Source organism: Flavobacterium xanthum (assembly GCF_900142695.1).
GTDB lineage: Bacteria > Bacteroidota > Bacteroidia > Flavobacteriales > Flavobacteriaceae > Flavobacterium > Flavobacterium xanthum.
The window spans coordinates 1-19,746 of the sequence record NZ_FRBU01000001.1; the positions used below are offsets into that span (position 1 = coordinate 1).

Annotated in this window: 14 protein-coding genes; 8 read left to right on the forward strand and 6 right to left on the reverse strand. The window is 36.1% G+C overall.

Going from position 1 to position 19,746, the window contains the following annotated elements:
• A partial coding sequence (locus BUC11_RS00005) for a transposase (protein ID WP_175547715.1) occupies positions 1-387 on the forward strand: 387 nt, incomplete at its 5' end.
• 245 nt (positions 388-632) lie between these two features.
• Here the strand turns inward: BUC11_RS00005 and BUC11_RS00010 are convergent.
• From BUC11_RS00010 to htpG, 4 genes are all read right to left on the reverse strand, one after another.
• The gene (locus BUC11_RS00010; protein ID WP_073350627.1) at positions 633-983 is read right to left on the reverse strand and encodes a bleomycin resistance protein; all 351 of its coding nucleotides are present in this window, start codon (positions 981-983) and stop codon (positions 633-635) included.
• A 30-nt stretch (positions 984-1,013) separates the two neighbouring features.
• Positions 1,014-1,916 (reverse strand): AraC family transcriptional regulator, encoded by a 903-nt coding sequence (locus tag BUC11_RS00015; RefSeq protein WP_073351030.1) that lies wholly within the window; start codon positions 1,914-1,916, stop codon positions 1,014-1,016.
• 375 nt (positions 1,917-2,291) lie between these two features.
• Positions 2,292-2,486 carry a hypothetical protein gene (locus BUC11_RS00020; RefSeq protein WP_073350628.1) on the reverse strand — a complete coding sequence of 65 codons (195 nt, stop codon included), beginning with the start codon at positions 2,484-2,486 and terminating at the stop codon, positions 2,292-2,294.
• Positions 2,487-2,907: 421 nt separating this feature from the next.
• Positions 2,908-4,809 (reverse strand): molecular chaperone HtpG, encoded by a 1,902-nt coding sequence (gene htpG / locus BUC11_RS00025; protein WP_073350630.1) that lies wholly within the window; start codon positions 4,807-4,809, stop codon positions 2,908-2,910.
• A 179-nt stretch (positions 4,810-4,988) separates the two neighbouring features.
• Here htpG and BUC11_RS00030 point away from each other — a divergent pair, with 179 nt between their 5' ends.
• The 3 genes from BUC11_RS00030 (at position 4,989) to BUC11_RS00040 (ending at position 7,229) form a co-directional block, all read left to right on the forward strand.
• Complete coding sequence (locus BUC11_RS00030) at positions 4,989-5,465, forward strand: lipocalin family protein (protein WP_073350631.1); 477 nt, start codon at positions 4,989-4,991, stop codon at positions 5,463-5,465.
• 16 nt (positions 5,466-5,481) lie between these two features.
• A complete protein-coding gene (locus tag BUC11_RS00035) occupies positions 5,482-6,177 on the forward strand; it encodes a YiaD family glycine zipper/OmpA-like lipoprotein (protein WP_073350633.1) in 696 nt (231 codons plus the stop codon).
• A gap of 104 nt (positions 6,178-6,281) precedes the next feature.
• On the forward strand, positions 6,282-7,229 hold the full coding sequence (locus BUC11_RS00040) for an ABC transporter ATP-binding protein (protein WP_073350635.1): 948 nt from the start codon (positions 6,282-6,284) through the stop codon (positions 7,227-7,229).
• Positions 7,230-7,455: 226 nt separating this feature from the next.
• On the opposite strand, the gene BUC11_RS00045 is transcribed toward BUC11_RS00040, so the two are convergent.
• Positions 7,456-9,867: an alpha/beta hydrolase family protein gene (locus tag BUC11_RS00045; protein WP_073350637.1), complete on the reverse strand. Its 2,412-nt coding sequence runs from the start codon at positions 9,865-9,867 to the stop codon at positions 7,456-7,458.
• A 276-nt stretch (positions 9,868-10,143) separates the two neighbouring features.
• On the opposite strand from BUC11_RS00045, the gene BUC11_RS00050 reads away from it, so the two are divergent.
• From BUC11_RS00050 to BUC11_RS00060, 3 genes are all read left to right on the forward strand, one after another.
• Positions 10,144-11,151 carry a 3-oxoacyl-ACP synthase III family protein gene (locus BUC11_RS00050; protein ID WP_073350638.1) on the forward strand — a complete coding sequence of 336 codons (1,008 nt, stop codon included), beginning with the start codon at positions 10,144-10,146 and terminating at the stop codon, positions 11,149-11,151.
• 148 nt (positions 11,152-11,299) lie between these two features.
• The gene (locus BUC11_RS00055; protein ID WP_073350639.1) at positions 11,300-12,295 is read left to right on the forward strand and encodes an isoaspartyl peptidase/L-asparaginase family protein; all 996 of its coding nucleotides are present in this window, start codon (positions 11,300-11,302) and stop codon (positions 12,293-12,295) included.
• Positions 12,296-12,967 carry a copper homeostasis protein CutC gene (locus BUC11_RS00060; RefSeq protein WP_073350640.1) on the forward strand — a complete coding sequence of 224 codons (672 nt, stop codon included), beginning with the start codon at positions 12,296-12,298 and terminating at the stop codon, positions 12,965-12,967.
• 469 nt (positions 12,968-13,436) lie between these two features.
• Here the strand turns inward: BUC11_RS00060 and BUC11_RS00065 are convergent, their stop codons facing one another.
• Complete coding sequence (locus BUC11_RS00065; protein WP_084129450.1) at positions 13,437-17,723, reverse strand: T9SS type B sorting domain-containing protein; 4,287 nt, start codon at positions 17,721-17,723, stop codon at positions 13,437-13,439.
• Between the two features lie 202 nt (positions 17,724-17,925).
• Here BUC11_RS00065 and argS point away from each other — a divergent pair, with 202 nt between their 5' ends.
• Complete coding sequence (gene argS, locus BUC11_RS00070; RefSeq protein ID WP_073350642.1) at positions 17,926-19,704, forward strand: arginine--tRNA ligase; 1,779 nt, start codon at positions 17,926-17,928, stop codon at positions 19,702-19,704.
• The last annotated feature ends 42 nt before the right edge of the window (positions 19,705-19,746 follow it).

The window sequence follows — 19,746 nt, forward strand, 5'->3', positions numbered from 1 at the left end:
GCCATTAGCAACAACCGCATCCAAAGCATTGACAATCAAAACGTAACTTTTACGTACAAAGATTACCGTCAAAACGGGTTCAAGAAACAAATGACGCTCACGCACGAGGAATTTATTCGAAGGTTTGCGTTGCATATTTTGCCCAAACGCTTTGTAAAAATACGTCATTATGGTTTTTTGAGTAGCACATGGAAACGAGAAAAATTAAAAGTTTTACAGGAAAAGCTACAAGTAAAAGTATTAGAAAAAATAGAGAAAAAACCTTTTCTCCCCAAATGCCCTTGTTGCAAAACAGGCAATTTACATAGAATAGCTGTTTTTGACCAGCGCGGTCCGCCTGCTTGGTATCTTGGCGATAGCCAGAGCTCAAGTTCCTGTGAAAGTTAACTTTATGGGTAAGGGATTTTATAAGTAAATGTGAAGGAAATCACGATAAAAACCACTTTCATTATACGACAAAAAAAAGAGGACTCTAAATCCTCTTGATAATCCTTCTAATAATTTTACGATAACTCCATAGTGTTAACGGCATGTAACCGGTTCCGTTCAACCGCGGGTTCATTGTTCGTTCTTCGAACGCAACGAAACCCTAGCTGTTAGCGGTTCGTTGTTTTTTATTTGTATGTTGATTTTTATATATTTTGTCCAAAAGTCAGCAAGTTACTGTCAGGGTCAAGCAATGCAAATTCCTTTTGTCCCCAAGGTTGTGTTTTCAGTGTGCCATTCGGATGAATTTCTGTTTTATTGTCAATCAATGATTTATATAAATTGTCAATATTATCGGTCCTTATATAAACTTGACCATAATTTTTTTTTGGTTCAAGTTCTTTAAATTCAAAAAAATGAATTTCTATATTGTCTTTTTGAACCATTAAGTAGCCTTCATAATTGCCTACTTCTTGAAAACCTAATTGGTTAATGTAATAATTCCTTGTGATGGATTTATTACGCATTGGTAATTTTGGATTTATATTTGTTAGCATTTTTTTTAATTTTAAATTATTTTGTTTTGATTAAATTACTGGTATGTAAAAGTCAACGATAGATTTATTTTCTGGATGTTCGCTGAAATTATTATGGAATATTTCAAATGGATTTTTGTCGGCTTTTTTATATCCATTTTCATTCATCCAAACGAAAAGCCCATTCCAAGATTTTTCAAAATCTATGGGTTCAATTTCAAAATGACCTACAATATATTTTCCCTTTTCAATAGTAGTAAGACCAATTTCTCCTTTTACTTCAATTGGTTCTTTCAATAGAACGCAAGCACTCATTCTAACTTTTTCGGGTTCAGTAATTTTAAAACTGTCGTGATAAATTCTCGCCATTTTAAAATCAGGGTAGTCAAGTAGTCCTTTGGGTTTTGCCCACAAAATGAGTTTTTCAAAAGCATTATGTAATCCACTCACTCCAATTTGGGTAAGAAAAGCAAAGTCTAATTTTGGGATTTCTTTAATTTCAATTTTTGCATTCATTTTTATCCAATTTTTATGATTATTAATGTTGCAAATGTAGTCTTCAAATATTGGTCGGATTTGTCCATTCTTGCTTTCAACTATACCAATCTTGCTATAATTATTTGGACTTAATTTTCTGAATTCGGAAGGACAAACTCCATAAACTTTTTTAAACGTCCGTGTAAATGAAGAATTACTATTAAAACCATAATTTAACGCAAGTTCGGTTACTGTTGTTTCTTTTTGGTGAATTAATAAAGAAGCCGTTTTTTCAATTCTCTTTCGAATAATATATGAATTAAGCGTTTCGTTTGTGTATGCTTTAAAAAGTCTGTGTAAGTGAAATGGTGAGTAATAAGCAAAGTCTGATAACTTTTCTAACGATAAGTCACTGTTTAAATTATTGTCAATATATGTCAAGATTTTATTTATTCGTTTGATATATTCTTCGTTCATTTCGTTTGTTGTGAAGTGTCGTTTTACAATGACCGCTAACGTCCCCGCCGCTTGGCGATGGGGCAAAGTTCAAATCCGAGATTTTTCGGCTAAAACAAAATGTCTTATGAAAAATAAATATGATGACACCTCATAATTTGCCCTATTGCCAAACGGCTGTTATGCCTTCGGTTTTTCTTTTTAGGTTACAATTTTCGGTTTCGCTTCCGCACCGTTTAAGTCGGAAACAATTTTAAATAAAATATTATGTTTTCAAAACACACAAAATTTCAAAATGATTGTGGAACTAACAATCTTTTAAAGTCAGTAACTATTTACCGATTTCTCTGGCTTCCAATTTTTAAGTCAACCAAAGAAATGGTAGATAAACTTTAACTATTTAGCCAATTGATAAATAATGCTAAAATTATATGCAATGTGGTTAGTTACAATGTCGTATTTTTCTATTACCCATCCGTCTGCTAAGTGTTGGTTAAGTTCTGTTAGTTCAAATTCAACATTACGTTTTCCACTACTACTTCCACCTTCTGAAACTTTAGAAGATACATTTGCTACTAATACTTTTTTCATTTTATTTATTATTAAGGTTTATATTAAATTTTACCGCCTCAGTTTCGGTTCTGCCAAACTGAGGCATAACTTGTATATAGGCGATACAAACCTTCGCCAATCTACCCAAAACTGGGTGTATATGCGAAGGTTTGTATCGCATTATTCATTTCTCAAATGTATTAAAATATTCTTACAAATCTGTATCTATTTTAAAACGAAGTTATAAAAAAAAAACACGCTACCGTAGCCCCGATAGCAGCAAAAATCCTTTGCTGTGGCGCCAGGCAAAAGCAAAGATTGCAGCGCATAGCGGGACAAAACGCCTTATGAAAACCAATCGTACTGCTCCATAAAAAAAGCCCGCCAGTTTTCACTAGCAGGCTTGATATGTTTGCGGGTAAACGGTTAAACAAGGAACCGATTAACCATATAAACTGAACTATTTAATCAACTCAAAACTTCTTTTGACAAAAGCAGTCAAGGCTTCGCCTTTTAATAGGTTTTGAGATAATTTAGCCAAGTCAAGCGCTTGTTTTACTAAACTTTCCTGAGCGTCTTTGTCTTTGTTGTTCAAGATGCTGGTTGCCAATTCAGAGTTGGTGTTTACCACTAAATTGTACATTTCCGGCATGTTGCCCATTCCAAACATTCCACCACCACCGGACTGACTCATTTCTTTCATTCTACGCATGAATTCTGGTTGCGTGATGATAAATGGAGACGCATTACTGTCTAAAGCTTCCAGTTGAACTGAATACGTTTGTTTAGGAACGATCGCTTCCAGAACGGTTTTTAAGTTGGTTTGTTCTTCTTCGGATAATTTAGAAATTGTCGTTTCCTCTTTCTTGATTAAATTATCAATATGATCTGAATCGACACGTACAAAAGTCATGTTGCTGTTGTCGCCTTCAATTTTTTGAATCAAATGTGAAATTATAGGAGAGTCTAGCAATAAAACTTCGTATCCTTTGTCTTTTGCAATTTCGATATAGGAATGTTGCGCTTCCTTGTTTCCTGCGTAAAGCACCACTAATTTTCCGTCTTTGTCCGTTTGTGTAGCGGCAAGTTTTTCTTTTAACTCCTCTAGTGTGTGGAATTTTCCATCAACCGTTGGATATAAAACAAAAGCGCCTGCTTTTTCGTAGAACTTATCTTCGGATAGCATTCCGTATTCTAAAACGATTTTGATATCGTTCCATTTTTGCTCAAAATCTTCACGGTTTTCAGTGAATAACGATTTTAATTTATCAGCTACTTTACGGGTGATGTAGTTCGAGATTTTCTTCACTGCAGCATCCGCTTGCAATCCAGAGCGCGATACGTTCAATGGAATGTCTGGAGAATCCACAACACCTTTTAACATCATCAAGAATTCAGGAACAATTCCTTCTACATTATCCGTTACGTACACTTGATTTTGGTACAATTGGATTTTGTCTTTCTGAATTTGTAAATCAGATCCTAATTTTGGGAAGTACAAAATACCAGTTAAGTTGAACGGGTAATCTACATTTAAATGTATGTGGAATAACGGTTCTTCAAACTGCATTGGGTACAATTCATGGTAGAATGTTTTGTAATCCTCCGCTGATAATTCTGTTGGTTGTTTCGTCCAAGCCGGATTTGGGTTGTTGATGATGTTGTCAACTTCAACTTCTGTAAACGTTTTGTCTACATCTTCGGCAGCTACTTCCTCGCCCTTTTTTTGTTCTATTTTCTCTGTTTTGGTTCCAAATTTAATTGGAATCGGCATAAACTTATTGTACTTGTTTAATAGCCTGGTGATTTTAGATTCTTCTAAAAATTCCAACGAATCTTCGGCAATATGCAAGATAATTTCAGTTCCACGTGTAGTTTTGTCAGCTGGTTCTAAGGTAAATTCTGGGCTTCCATCACAAGTCCAGTGTGCTGCTGGTTCATCTTTAAAAGATTTAGTGATGATTTCTACTTTTTCGGCAACCATAAAAGCAGAATAAAATCCAAGACCAAAATGTCCAATAATTCCGGAATCTTTAGCCGAATCTTTGTATTTGTCTAGAAATTCTTCGGCGCCAGAAAAGGCCACTTGGTTGATGTATTTTTCTACCTCGTCAGCCGTCATTCCAAGACCTTGGTCAATGATGTGCAATTTCTTTCCTTCTTTATCGATTTTAATTTCGATAATTGGGTTTCCGTACTCTACTTTGGCTTCGCCAATGCTGGTTAAATGCTTTAATTTAAGTGTTGCATCTGTTCCGTTCGAAATCAACTCACGTAAGAAAATTTCGTGATCGCTGTATAAGAATTTCTTGATTAAGGGAAAGATGTTCTCTACCGAAACATTAATTTTACCTGTTGTCATATTATGAATTTTTTAGTTTATTTTGATGGTTATAATTCTTTCAAATGTAATACCAATTATAATGGAAGTGACAAATTGTCGCAAGCGTTAATTATGATATAAAATAATTTAATTCTGAAACAAACGTGATTGATTGCTTTGTATATTTGTGTAAGTATTAATTCATTAAATTTAAGAAAATGAAAAAAGTTATTTTATTATGCACATTAGCCGTTTTGATGTTTGCATGTAAGTCAACATCAGCTACAAGTACAAACACCGATAGAAAATCTCAGGTAGCAATGAAAGGAAATTGGGTAATTAGTTCTGTAACTTATCCAGGTTCACAATATGTAAAAGTGAATACTTTTCAAATTGCGGATTCAGAATGTTTCGTAGGAAGTAATTGGAAATTTGTTTCGAATAATAATAAAGGAACTATGGCTTTGACAAAAGCGAATTGTATGGCATTCAGCTCACCAATTACATGGTTTGTCAACAATGATGGGCAGTTTGTCCTTAAAGTTCTTAATGCTGGAGAAAAAGCTAGAAAAGTAAAAGAAGGGTATATTTTATACGTAGCCAATCAAACAGAATCCTCTTTTCAATTGATTGATAAAATCGATGTAGCAGGAAAAATGACTGATGTAGTATATCAGTTTCAAAAAGTTAATTAATTAAAAGAAAATAGATATGAAAAAGATTTCGATAGTTGCAATAGCAACAATAATGGTTATGGGTTCAATGTTTACCAGTTGTGAAGCTATAAAAAACACTAACAAAACACAAAGAGGTGCCGGAATTGGTGCTGTTGCAGGAGCTGTATTAGGTGGTGTTCTAGGAAATAACCTTGGTAAAGGCGGTAATGGTGCAATGGGAGCTGTTTTAGGTGGAGTTGTAGGTGGCGTTGCCGGAGGTGTAATTGGTAACAAAATGGACAAACAAGCAAGAGAAATTGATGCTGTTCTTCCAGGTGCTGAAGTAGTGCGTATTGGAGAAGGAATTAAATTAGTTTTGAATGAAAATGCAGTGCGTTTTGATACAAACAAATCTTCTTTGACTGCTGGTGCAAAAGCAAATTTAGATAAATTAGTTCCCGTTTTCGCAGAATATCCAGATACTGATATTACAATTTATGGTTACACAGATAGTACTGGTCCAGCAGATTATAACTTAAAACTTTCAGGAGAAAGAGCAGCAGCGGTTAAAAATTATTTAGCAAGCAAAGGTGTTTCTTCTAGTAGATTTCAAGTTACTGGTTTAGGAATTGCTGATCCAATTGCTTCAAATGAAACAGTGGATGGTAGAAGCCAAAACCGTCGTGTTGAATTTGCTATTACTGCAAATGAAAAAATGATTAAAGATGCAGAAGCTGAAGTGAAAAACTAAGCCAAAAACACTTTAAAAACAAGGGCTGTTTCGTCAAGAAGCAGCCCTTTTTTGTGCCTAAATTTGAATTAAACATCGTAAATTTGCAACTTTAAATAAAGAGGATGCTAGAGATAAAAGACATATCGTTTACTTACAGCGACAAGCCAGTCATTGAAAATATTAGTTTCACCATTGCCAAAGGGGAAAATACCGCTATTATTGGTGAAAGCGGCTGCGGTAAAAGCACGTTGCTAAAACTGATTTATGGGTTGTATAATTTAGACAGCGGTGCAATAAGCTATAATGAAAAACCCATTTTAGGTCCCAAATACAATCTGGTTCCGGGAGAAGATTACATTAAATATTTAGCGCAGGATTTCGATTTGATGCCGTACATAACTGTCGAAGAAAATGTGGGGAAGTTCTTGTCGAATATGTATCCTGAGGAGAAAAAAGCCCGTGTTCAAGAATTATTGGATATGGTCGAAATGACCGCTTTCGCAAAAGTAAAAGCGAAATTCCTAAGTGGCGGACAGCAACAACGAGTGGCTTTGGCCAGAGTTTTGGCTTTGGAACCCGAAATTATTTTGCTCGATGAGCCTTTCAGTCAAATTGATTCTTTTAGAAAGAATTCCTTACGTCGCAATCTATTTAAATACTTAAAGGACAAAGGCGTTACTTGTATTATTGCCACGCATGATAGTACCGATGCGTTGTCTTTCTCTGATGAAACCATTGTGATTCAAAACGGGAAAATAGTGGCAAAAGGAGATTCTAGATCCTTGTATGAAAACCCAGCCAACAAATACATTGCATCTCTTTTTGGAGAAGTCAATGAGTTGCAATTGTCTCAAATAATAGATATTGAAGACGATGAGGATGTAGCACTTTTATTGTATCCGCATCAATTGAAAGTAGTAGATAATGCCATTATGAGCGCCGTTGTAAAGCAATGTTATTTCAAAGGAAGTCATTATTTAGTCAAAGCCGCTTTTGAAAGAAGAGCGATTTTCTTCGACCATGATTCGGAATTAGAACACAATCAAGAAGTATTTTTGATGTTATCCTGAGAATAAGTGTTCAGTAATCAGTGAAATATTATTCAGTATTCAGTGTTGAGTGATTTTTAGTTCAAATTGCGACATAAACCTGAAGTTGTTTTTAACTTTGATACGAGTTTTTTTAGTGCAAAATAAAACCCCAAAATTTTATAGATTTTGGGGTTTTGTTTTATGTTCATTTTTCATGTTTTACTTTCTGAACACTTAGAAACTGATCACTGAACACTCTTAAGCGTTAATTCTTCAAATATTTTTCTAAGAATTGATCTTGTTCCCAAAGCAAGTGCAAAATATTCTCTTTGGTTACATATCCGTGTGCTTCTTTTGGAAGGATTACCATTCTTGCTGGAGCGCCTAAACCTTTCAAAGCCTGAAAATAACGTTCGGTTTGCAACGTGAACGTTCCTGGATTGTTATCGGCTTCACCATGTACTAAAAGCATTGGCGTTTTCATCTTGTCCGCATTCATAAATGGCGACATTGTATTGTACACTTCAGGAGTTTCCCAGTAATTGCGCTGTTCACTTTGGAAACCAAACGGAGTCAACGTTCTATTATAAGCGCCACTTCTAGCAATTCCGCACGCAAAAAGATTAGAATGTGTCAATAAATTTGCTGTCATAAAAGCACCATACGAGTGACCACCAACGGCTACTTTTTTTCTGTTGATATATCCCAAAGCATCTACGGCATTAATTGCAGCTTCTGCATTGTCGACTAATTGTGTGATGAAATTATCATTTGGTTCTGTTGTTCCTTCGCCAATAATTGGGAAAGCAGCGTCATCAAGAACGACATAGCCTTTGGTTACCCAATATACGAACGAACCATAACTTGGAAACGTGAATTCATTTTGGTTTTGTGTGCTTTGTCCTGCTGAATTTTTATCCTTGTATTCTGCTGGATACGCCCAAATCAACAACGGCATTTTCTCTTTTTTGACTTTGTCGTAACCAACAGGTAGATATAATGTTCCTGATAATTCAACGCCATCTTTACGTTTGTATTTAATCACTTCCTTGCTCACGTTTTTGATACTTTCAAAAGGATTTTTGAAGGTTGTAATTGGTGTCAGTTTGTTTTTTTGAAAAATATTTCTCAAGTAATAATTCGGATATTCATTTTTAGATTGAATTTGGACTAAAACCGTTCCTTTTTTGAAGTCTTCAATTTCCAAAATATCTTCTTTTTTATCGGTGTAATTTGAAGTGTACAAACGTTTTGCTTGTGCTGTTTTCAAATTAAATTCACTAATAAATGGGAATTGCCCGTTTTTAGTAAATCCGTCCCCAATAAGATACGCATTATCATTTTCGATGGCCAAAACATATCTGTTGTATTCGTTTTTTCTAGTTTCGAAATTTCCCGGATCAGAATACACATCCTGAGAATTTCTGTCGAAAATCACTTTTGGAGCCTGACTTGGATTCGATGGATTGATAATATAGGTTTTGGTATTACGCGTGTCGTACCATTCGTCTGAAACTATGGCAACGTTATCATTACCCCAAATCATTCGGTCATAGCGCTGTGGAGTTTTTACCAATGAAGTTGCTGCGGCATTAAATGGTGCGTTCCAAAGAAAAACTTCATCTCTGAAATCTACTTTATTGGCAGGATCTCCGCCGTCTAAAGCTTCAGCATACACTAATTTTGCCGGTTTGTCCGCTCTCCAGCTCATGTTTCTTTTTCCTTTTCGAACGGCCATAAAACCTTTAGGGATAATTTCGGTTAGTGGCACTTCATTTACTACTTTGACTTCGTTTCCGGCTTTGTCGTAAACCACAGATTTTGATGGAAAACGACTTAATGGGACGATGTAGGAAAAGGGTTTCTGGATGGTAGTCAGCATTAAATAATTTCCATCTGGCGAAAAACTTTCTCCTGCATACATCGCTGCATTTTTGAATAAAGTTGCTGTTCCATTTAGGTTTACTTTATACAATTCAGAAGTCATGATGTTCTCAAAATTGATTTCATCATTCTTGTTTTTCAACATGTCTGGATAGGTTCTGTTTTGCGATTTTACTCCGTCAGCATTCGAAATTATCGGACCAGTTGGCAAATCTTTTTTAGCATCCAAAAGTGCCGCTCTGTTTTTCGGTAACATTTTTACCAAAATAGTTTCGTTGTCATTCATCCAGCTGAACGGACTTCCAATATTCGCATTCACGGTCGCCTCCGTTAATCTGGTGGCTTTCGCCGAAGCCACATCAATAAACCAAAGTTCCACTCCGGAAGCAGTAGTGTGTGAAAATGAGATTTTTTTATCATTTGGCGACCAAGCGATTGTACTGATGCGAGGATTTTCTGGTAATCCTATTACCTGTACTTCATTCTTGTCTTTTATTTTACGTAATTTCAGGTTGTTCACGTAAGTTACAGAACTGGAAATATTTGTAATTGGATTAATTCGCAATCCGCCCAAACGCAGTTCTTCCTGATTTAAATCGTCTAATGATTTATAAGTATTTCGATACGTCAAAAGCATGTATTCTTTTTTGGTATCCATGGATACCGAAGGGGCTCTTTCGTAATCCGCTAATTCTAAAATGGATTGGGAGGGTTTCTGGTAATTTAGGTTTTCTTGTGCATAGGTGGTTAAGCTTAGCCCAAGAAAGAAAAATAATGGAATTTTTAATTTCATAATTTGAATGATTTTAAATTAGAGTTCGTAGTACGTAATATGAGTCTAAAATAATCCAATGTTGTTACATTTGAAAACAAATATCACTTTTTAACTTTTGCATTGACTCTTGCTTGATGAGTACTAATTTTATTTCACATCTATTTAGTATAATGGAAGCTATACAATATGGATGAATGTATAAAACTTGTAAATTGCTAAAAAAGTGGTAATTTGGTCCTCTTATTTTGAGGAAGTTTTAAATTTGCAGTCTGATTTTAATAAAATAATAATACTATGTATCATTCAAAAATAGCAGGATTGGGTTATTATGTACCCGAAAACGTGGTCACTAATGACGATTTATCAAAAATTATTGATACCAATGACGAATGGATTCAGGAGCGAACAGGAATTCAAGAGCGAAGACACATTGTAAAAGGAGAAGATACCACGACTTCTATGGGCGTGAAAGCGGCCAAAATAGCAATTGAGCGTTCTGGTGTTGCAAAGGAAGATATTGATTTTGTGGTTTTTGCCACGTTAAGTCCAGATTTTTATTTCCCTGGCCCAGGAGTTTTAGTACAACGTGATTTGGGACTAAGAACCGTAGGCGCATTAGATGTAAGAAATCAATGTTCTGGTTTTATTTATGCTTTATCTGTTGCAGACCAGTATATTAAGACTGGAATGTACAAGAATATATTAGTGATTGGATCTGAGGTCCATTCCACCGGATTGGATATGACCTCACGCGGTCGTGGCGTTTCGGTAATTTTTGGCGATGGAGCAGGAGCTGCTGTTTTGAGTAGAGAAGAAGATTTGTCCAAAGGAATTCTATCTACACATTTGCATTCTGAAGGACAACATGCAGAGGAATTAATTGTGAAAGCTCCAGGAATGGGAGGCCGTTGGATTACGGATATTTTGGCTGACAACGATCCGGATGATGAAAGTTATTTTCCATATATGAACGGGCAGTTTGTATTTAAAAATGCAGTAGTTCGTTTCAGTGAAGTAATTAATGAAGGATTGCAAGCGAATAATTTACAGGTTTCCGATATTGATATGTTGATTCCGCATCAGGCAAATTTGAGAATTTCTCAGTTTATCCAAAAGAAATTCAATTTAACAGACGATCAGGTGTATAATAATATTCAAAAATACGGAAATACTACCGCAGCTTCTATTCCAATTGCTTTAACTGAAGCTTGGGAACAAGGCAGAATAAAATCTGGAGATACGGTTGTTTTGGCCGCATTTGGAAGTGGTTTTACTTGGGGAAGTGCTATTATTAAATGGTAAAAGTAGTTTAAGGAATCGGATGCCGATTCCAGTTGTTACTCGATAAAAGGCTAAGCCTGCGCAAATTATTGCGTAGGTTTTTTTATTTAAAGTGGAACCTATATATTTATAGTTCAAAAATGATGCGTCCAATACTAATCCAATCAACATGACAAACCGTAGAAATTTTATAAGAACAGCAGCAATCGCCTCTGCAGCTGTGGCGCTAAACGCATTCAAAGGGAAACCGGAAGAAGAAAATGATTTCAACTCTAAAAAAGGAACTAAGCCCATTGTACTTTCTACATGGAATTTTGGATTACAAGCGAATGCCGCTGCTTGGGAAATTTTAAAAAATAATGGAAGAGCCTTAGATGCCGTTGAAGCCGGAGTAAAAGTTCCTGAGGGAGATCCAAACGAACGTAGTGTAGGCTATGGCGGAAGACCGGATCGAGATGGGCGCGTTACACTTGATGCTTGTATTATGGATGAAAACGCAAATATTGGATCTGTAGCCTGTTTAGAATTTATAAAACATCCAATTACTGTGGCTCGTGCTGTGATGGAAAAAACGCCGCATGTCATGTTGGTTGGTGATGGCGCTTTACAGTTTGCCTTATCTCAAGGTTTTGTAAAAGAAAATTTGTTATTGGAAGAATCTGAAAAAGAATGGAAAGAATGGTTGAAAACGAGTCAATACAAGCCTATTGCTAATATAGAGAATCACGACACTATTGGAATGATTGCTTTGGATGCTGATGGAAATCTTTCCGGTGCGTGTACGACAAGCGGTATGGCTTTCAAAATGCACGGGCGTTTGGGCGATTCGCCTATAATTGGCGCCGGTTTGTATGTTGATAACGAAATTGGCGCCGCCACAGCCACAGGTCATGGGGAAGAAGTGATTCGGATTTCAGGTTGTCATTTGGTTGTCGAATTAATGCGCCAAGGCAAATCGCCGCAAAAAGCTTGTGAGGAAGCAGTAGCCCGAATCGTCAACTTGACTCGAAAAAGAAATAAAAATCTAAAAGATATCCAAGTTGGTTTCATTGCACTGAATAAAAAAGGGGAATTCGGATCCTATTGCATTCAAGGAGGTTTTAATTATGCGGTTCATGATGCAACGGGAAACCGATTAATTGATGCTGAATATTTTTTGCACTAGATGAAAAAATCGAAGTTAGAAATAGCGTGCTTTAATTTGGAGTCTGCTATCGTGGCACAAGCCAATGGTGCTGACCGAATTGAATTTTGTGCCAATATAAACGAAGGCGGAACAACGCCGGATTTTGAACTTGCTAAAACTGTTCGTGATACAGTCACCGTCGATTTGAATGTTATGATTCGGCCTCGTAGTGGGAATTTTGTTTACTCAGATGTAGAGTTCGAGCAAATGAAATCGGAAATAGTAGCATTCAAAAAACTAAAAGTAGATGGATTTGTTTTTGGAATTTTGAAAGAGGACTCTAACATCAATGAACTACAGAATGCTGCATTAGTAGCTTTGGCAAATCCATTGCCTTGTACTTTTCATCGAGCTTTTGATGGAATAAAAAATAAATTGGAAGCGCTTGAATCTCTAATTGAATGTGGTTTTAAAACTATTTTGACGTCTGGAACAGTAACAAATGTAGTTCACGGTATCAATGTATTGTCTGACTTGATTGAAAAAGCAAATGATCGAATTGTAATCATGCCGGGCGGCGGTTTGCGTTCAACGAATATTGGATGGTTAAAAGATAAAACAAAAGCTATTTTTTATCATTCTTCTGCCATTATTGATTCTGGTGAAATAGCTAATCCAGAGGAAATTAAAGCTCTAAAAGCCCATTTATAACATATATAAAAGTTTCTAAATCAAAAAACTCGGAGTTGGCATACTCCGAGTTTTTCTTTTGGTAACTAACTATTAAAACTAATTTTTATTAAAAACTTTTGAATTCAGAACTTTTTTCGCATTTACGATTGAAACCTAAATAAATAATACTCTTCATCTATTAAATTAACCTTTTACTTGCGCCGATTTTCTATGGCAAAATCAAATTTTCCCTAAAAGATCTGTAGCGATATTTCTTTCTCTATAAAGAGGAGATTGGATTACATTTAAATCACCCACTTGGATTGATGTAAAAGTAAATACCTAACGCAATCCAAACTATTTTAATTAACTATAAATGGTATTTATTTGAATGTACTTAGTAGACTGCTAAAGCCTTATTTTGTTACAGCTATTTTATTTTTAATTTTTTTATTTAACAAAAAAAGGCTTTCGATTAGGAAAGCCTTCTTGTTTTTTGTCTTCCGATTTATCGTTTCAGAGAAAAATGTGATTTGTATTCTTTAGCAATGTTGTCTTCAGTATAGGTAATGGTAAACCAATAATCATCTGCTGGAAGTGGATATCCGTTAAAGGTTCCATCCCATCCCGAGCCGTTAGGAAACAATTGCTTTAATAGTTTTCCATAGCGATCAAAGACATATAATTTTAAATTTTCACTATTTGGAATTCCTGTTATGTTCCAAGTATCGTTAAAACCATCTCCATTGGGAGTGAAGAATTTGGGACTGCTTATAAGTTTGATTGTAACAGGAATAGTAAACGTCCCACAATTAGCATCGCTTACTGTAATTTCGTGGAGTCCAGGGCTGACATTACTAAACACGTTACTTATTTGAAATGAACCTCCGTCTATTGAATAAAGGAAATTGCTTCCATCACCTATAAACGGCACGGCGTTTACAGTTATAGTTTGGTTATCCGTAAACCATCCGCTGGTGGTATACGTTACCGAAGCTGGTTTTGAAGACTCAATAATTGTAAAAGGTACAATGTCAGAGGTACATCCAAATATTGCTAAATTGGTGACCGTAAGCGTATAATTTCCGGGCTCGTTTGTTGAGAAATTCTCGGCTGTACTTACTAAAGTTCCGTCCTCACTTTTCCATTCAAAGGCATATTGTGGTGCTGTAAACCCACTTTCAATAAAAGCATTTGTTGTGATTCCGGTATCAATATCAATACAAATGGTAGGAACTGTAAGGTCTGGTTTTGGTTTCTGAGTAATAGTAATAACCATTGGTTTTTCTGAAGGACAAATAACCGTTGATGTAGTACCAGCCTCAGCATAAGCGTAGATAGTACTTGATACAGTGATTAGATCTCCTGGGAATTTTTCGATGTTGCTGCTTCCTGGGCCACCTGGGTTTGTAAAGTATCGGGTTACAGGAGCTGTAAAAGTGGGTAATTCGTATGACTCACATCGCGTTACGGGAGCAATTGGTGTAATCGTTGGAGTAGTATAAATGGTGATGACAAAAGGATCTTCATCGATACAAACAACTCTATTGTTGTTTTCCACATAAACATAAAGCGTAGTTGTCGTAGTTATAGGAGCATAGGGAGGCGGTAATTGTACACCCGTTCCATTTGGACCATTTGGAGCAGTATAGTAACTTCCCATTCCTATAATAGCAGGTAAGTTAAAACTGTCGCATGCATTTTGATCCTCGATGTCATTTACAAACGTAACTAGTACCTCTATACTATATTCAGAAACGCAGGTGTTAGGTGCAGGAGCTGCGGCATACACATATATTGTTTTTGAGGTTGTTAAAACGGTTCCCGGCCGTAAAACAGGATTTGTAGGTGAGGGTCCTCCCGCAAATTCGTAATATTCCCCGTTTCTTAAATCATCTAATATATAACTTTGACCACATCGAATAACTTCTACCGGTTTTGCATCAATCACAGGAGATCTATTAATGGTAATCACAAATTCTTTTTCTACATAACATGTTCCAGTTGGAGCTTTATCATAGAAGTACATTAGTTGTGTGGTAGTTACTGGATATCCCACAGGACGAAGATTTCCAGTTCCTAAGGGTCCTGTGAAATAATTTCCTGCATGTGCCACTGGAGGTAAATAATATACGTCGCATTGTGGCTCGGTATCTAGTATCTCTGGTAAAGGAGCAATGTTGACAGTAATAGTAAAGTCTAAATTGTCAGTACAACTTTCTCCTGTTACATAAAACCAAAGTGTTGTAGTTGCATTGATAAATGTTCCAGCTGCAACAACACTTCCTCCTCCTGCTGCAGCGGTTCTATATTCTCCAACCGTCAAGGTAGGCAGGCGGTAAGCGGAACAGGAATTAACATCTGTAGGAGGGGTAATGCTTGCAAGGCCAATAAAAACTTTAAATGTTTTTTCTGACGAACAGTTCTGTGGAGCCGTATTGGTTTCTTTAAAAACATAGATTGGAGTGGACGTAGTTAGCACTGTTCCAGGGAGTAAAAGAGAACCGCTTTTATTTGTGCCGGTGTAATAAACGCCACCGTTAAGCTCGACAGGAAGTGTGTAAGAAACACACCCAAATTGATTTGGATAGTTCGGTAATGCAGTAAACGGAATTATTGTAATGTCAAATGGCTTTTCTTTTGTGCATGAGGGTGTAACGGTGGTATCTTCAAACCAAACATAAATTCTGTTTATTCCGGGAGTGCTTATTACAGATCCAGCTGCTAGCTGAACGTTTCCAGTAGTGGTAGCACCTCCGCTTTGTGTAAAATATTTAGCATAAGGTAAGGCGGGAAGGATGTATCGCGTGCAGTAAGTCTCAGAAGCAGGCGAAATGCTGTCCAAATCGGCTATAGTTACATCAAAAGAATCTTGATTGGTGCAAATTCCAGATTGATTGAAAACATATAAACCGATTGTTGTGGTAGTGATAACGTCTCCTGCAAAAAGTTGTGTACCCGTTCCATTGTTTCCAGTCCAATACTGAGCGCCGGCTTTTGTTAAAACAGGTAGGGTATACGAGGTACAAACAAATACATCTTGTAAAATATCTACTGCGGGTAGTGGGTTAACAATTAATTGAAAGCTAGTGACCACATAACAGTTACTATTTGAGGTGTTTTGTAATCTGACCCATAAGGTTGTAGATGGCGATAGTATTTGGTTGCTCGAATTTAGGGAGACCGTATTGGTGTTGTTATTTGCTCCAGCGGAAGACGTATGAAAGGATAAAATATTGTAAGAAGCGTCTTGAGTCCCTAGTATAGAAGCGATTTGCGGACTTAAGTCGAAATTTGCTTTTAAAGGATTTTCTGATAGATTTCTAGAGCATAATGTGACGTCAGCAGGTGTATTTACTATTTGTGGTGGTGGAACAACGAATAATTGGAAAGATCTTATTTCATAGCATAATGTAGTAGGGTTTTGAATTCTAACAAATATTTGTTTTCCACTTTCAGCGGTTGAAATGGTTTGGAGAATTGATATTGCGCCCGTATTTCCCATAGCATCTGCATTCTTTACATGATAGGAGATGATAGTGTCCGCAGGTAGATCGTCTAAAATACCAGCTGCATTTGTAGATTGATTGACTCCAGCTCGAATGATGGTACTATTTTTACTTAAGTCAAAATCGTAGTTCGAAGCGCCAGTTTCACAGGCGTAAATATTTGGAATGGTCGCTAGTACTGCAATCTTAGGGTAAATTTCGATGGTGATTTCATCCGTGACAGCAATGCATCCTGGTTCTGTGTAGGTGACGCTATAGGTGTGAATCCCGGAGCCTACTAGTGGAATGATGTTGTTTAGGTTTAATGTTTCTCCCGTTTGTGCTGGCAAAAATGCTATTCCGTTTTTCTTCCATACAAATGCAGTCCCAGCACTTAAACCTGCGGCAGATAATATTGGCATTGTAGTCCCCGGGCAAATTGCGGCATTATTTGCTGAGGTATAATCTAGACCCAATACATCCTGTCCGATGTTAAAACTATTTGCTTCTAAAAAAATAGCAGAATCATAACCCACATTATTTCCTCCGTCAGCAATAACTAATTTGATGCGGTACACATGAGTGATATCTAAACCGGTTGCCGAAGCTAGCATTGAAACTGTTTGTCCGTTGAAATTTATGGCAGGACCAAATCCATTTCCGTTAAAAGCGCCAAAATAGCTCGGATTAGCAGACGGACAATCTGAATTATAAGCTCCATCTCTAATAGTTTCAACAGAAACCGGGATGGTAGTACTTGGAATGACCGCTAAATTCACATTTGGACCTCCAGCGGTTACATCTTTTAAAAGAAAAGCAAAAGCATCGGAAAAGTTACATTGGGAAGTTCCGTACTCTTCAGAAGCAAAAAGAAAAGAAAAGTCAAAATTGGGTGTTTTTGGTTGGAAGTCAAATTCTATGAAACTTGCATTGATGGAATTAATTGTTATCCCAGATTGCGAAAGTAAATTAGCTTCTAGATCTGAATCTCCTAGCCATGCAGGAGATCCATCACTAAGAATGTTAGTGTTGGGTCCAGGTGTTTTCAATACATCTCCCGTGCTTAAGACTACACCATTTAAATACGGAAAACTAGAATTTGTATTTTCGAAATAGCCAATTCCGTTTGAAGATCCAAATGCTGTTCCTGTCCTTGAAGTAACATTGGTGCCTTGAACACATGGCGAATTTACCAATACTTGATTTACCAATTCGTCAACCGTATATTTTGTTGTGCTTATTGTAACTGACTGGGAGTGACCAGTATACATAACTATCAACAATATAAAAATAAGTGTCTTTTTCATTTTTTAGGTTGTTAATTCACTTATCAAAAATAGTAAAAATTGAAATACGATTTTTAAAAAATGCTAAATTTATGTTAACTCAATCTTAAAGATAGTTGTAGAACGGTTATTTTCCTTTATTAGTGTTTTTAAGACGTAATAGAAAAACTTTTATAAGCATATTAAGGAATTAGAATTATCTTTGCATTTTTAAATTTACACCATGACATTACAACAGATTCTTACGCCCGCTATTGAACAAGCTGTAAAAGCTTTATTTGACGTTACAATTGATAAAGTTGAATTTCAAACTACACGGAAGGAATTTGAAGGAGATATTACCATGGTGATTTTTCCCTTATTGAAAGTAGTTAAAAGTAATCCAGTCGAATTGGGGAATAAGATAGGAAACTATTTAGTTGAAAATTTGGCTGAAGTGAGCCGTTTTAATGTGGTTTCCGGATTTTTAAATATTGTTATTTCTGATGCATATTATTTGGATTTCTTTGGAGCAATAAAAGATGATGTTAAATTTGGTTTCGTTACTCCAAATACAGAAGACAAAGCGGTAATGGTTGAGTATTCCTCACCAAATACCAACAAACCCTTGCACTTAGGTCACGTACGTAACAATCTTTTGGGATATTCAGTAGCTGAAATTATCAAGGCTTCCGGCAAAAAAGTATATAAAACTCAAATCATTAATGATAGAGGAATCCATATTTGCAAATCAATGTTGGCTTGGCAAAAATTTGGAAACGGACAAACACCAGAATCAACCGGTTTAAAAGGAGATAAATTAGTTGGTAATTACTATGTTGCTTTTGATAAAGCGTACAAAGAAGAAATAGCCCAATTAGTAAGCGCAGGCAAAACGGAAGAGGAAGCCAAAAAACAAGCGCCAATCATTCTGGAAGCGCAAGAAATGTTGCTGAAATGGGAAGCTGGAGATGATGCCGTAATCACACTTTGGAAAACCATGAATCAATGGGTGTATGATGGTTTTGCTACCACATATAAAAATTTAGGTGTCGATTTTGATGCGTTTTATTATGAAAGCAACACCTATTTGTTAGGAAAAGATGTGGTTCAAATTGGTTTAGACAGAGGAGTTTTCGAAAAAGATCCTGACGGTTCCGTTTGGATTGATTTGACAGATGAAGGTTTAGACCGTAAAATTGTATTGCGTTCCGACGGTACTGCAGTATACATGACACAAGATATTGGTACCGCCATACAACGTGTGAAAGATTATCCAGATGTTGGTGGAATGGTTTATACCGTTGGTAACGAGCAGGATTATCACTTTAAAGTACTGTTTCTGATCTTGAAAAAACTAGGTTTTGATTGGTCTAAAAATTTATATCACTTGTCCTATGGAATGGTAGATTTGCCTACGGGAAAAATGAAAAGCCGCGAAGGAACGGTTGTTGACGCCGATGATTTGATGCAAGAAATGACGGATACAGCGCAAAAAATTGGGGAAGACTTAGGGAAACTAGAGGCCTATTCTGCTGAAGAAAAAGAAAAGTTATACCGTACAATTGGTTTAGGTGCTTTGAAATATTACATTTTAAAAGTAGATCCAAAAAAACGAATCCTTTTTAATCCAGAGGAATCCGTTGATTTTGCTGGAAATACAGGGCCGTTTATTCAATACACTTACGCGAGAATTCAATCGATTATTCGTAAAGCTAATTTTGATTTTTCAAATAAATCAAAAATAGAAACACTTCATGAAAAAGAAAAAGAATTGGTAAAACAACTAGAATTGTTTCCAGAAGTGATTCAAAATGCAGCACAGCATCACAGTCCAGCCCTTTTGGCTAACTATACCTATGATTTAGTTCGTGAGTATAATTCATTCTATCAGGCTGTTCCTATTTTAGGAGAGCAGGATGTAGAGAATAAAATTTTCAGAGTGCAATTATCAAAGAAAGTAGCTGATGTGATTGCAACCTCTTTTAAATTATTAGGAATCAATGTTCCCGAAAGAATGTAAAATTTTGTTCATTTTTTTGTGAAATCAATACAATATTTAGTA

Bases quoted from the DNA above. Each gene is read 5' to 3' on its own strand.
- BUC11_RS00010 (WP_073350627.1), bottom strand. From the start codon at position 983: ATGCTAACAAATATAAATCCAAAATTACCAATGCGTAATAAATCCATC.
- BUC11_RS00015 (WP_073351030.1), bottom strand. From the start codon at position 1,916: ATGAACGAAGAATATATCAAACGAATAAATAAAATCTTGACATATATT.
- BUC11_RS00020 (WP_073350628.1), bottom strand. From the start codon at position 2,486: ATGAAAAAAGTATTAGTAGCAAATGTATCTTCTAAAGTTTCAGAAGGT.
- htpG (WP_073350630.1), bottom strand. From the start codon at position 4,809: ATGACAACAGGTAAAATTAATGTTTCGGTAGAGAACATCTTTCCCTTA.
- BUC11_RS00030 (WP_073350631.1), top strand. From the start codon at position 4,989: ATGAAAAAAGTTATTTTATTATGCACATTAGCCGTTTTGATGTTTGCA.
- BUC11_RS00035 (WP_073350633.1), top strand. From the start codon at position 5,482: ATGAAAAAGATTTCGATAGTTGCAATAGCAACAATAATGGTTATGGGT.
- BUC11_RS00040 (WP_073350635.1), top strand. From the start codon at position 6,282: ATGCTAGAGATAAAAGACATATCGTTTACTTACAGCGACAAGCCAGTC.
- BUC11_RS00045 (WP_073350637.1), bottom strand. From the start codon at position 9,867: ATGAAATTAAAAATTCCATTATTTTTCTTTCTTGGGCTAAGCTTAACC.
- BUC11_RS00050 (WP_073350638.1), top strand. From the start codon at position 10,144: ATGTATCATTCAAAAATAGCAGGATTGGGTTATTATGTACCCGAAAAC.
- BUC11_RS00055 (WP_073350639.1), top strand. From the start codon at position 11,300: ATGACAAACCGTAGAAATTTTATAAGAACAGCAGCAATCGCCTCTGCA.
- BUC11_RS00060 (WP_073350640.1), top strand. From the start codon at position 12,296: ATGAAAAAATCGAAGTTAGAAATAGCGTGCTTTAATTTGGAGTCTGCT.
- BUC11_RS00065 (WP_084129450.1), bottom strand. From the start codon at position 17,723: ATGAAAAAGACACTTATTTTTATATTGTTGATAGTTATGTATACTGGT.
- argS (WP_073350642.1), top strand. From the start codon at position 17,926: ATGACATTACAACAGATTCTTACGCCCGCTATTGAACAAGCTGTAAAA.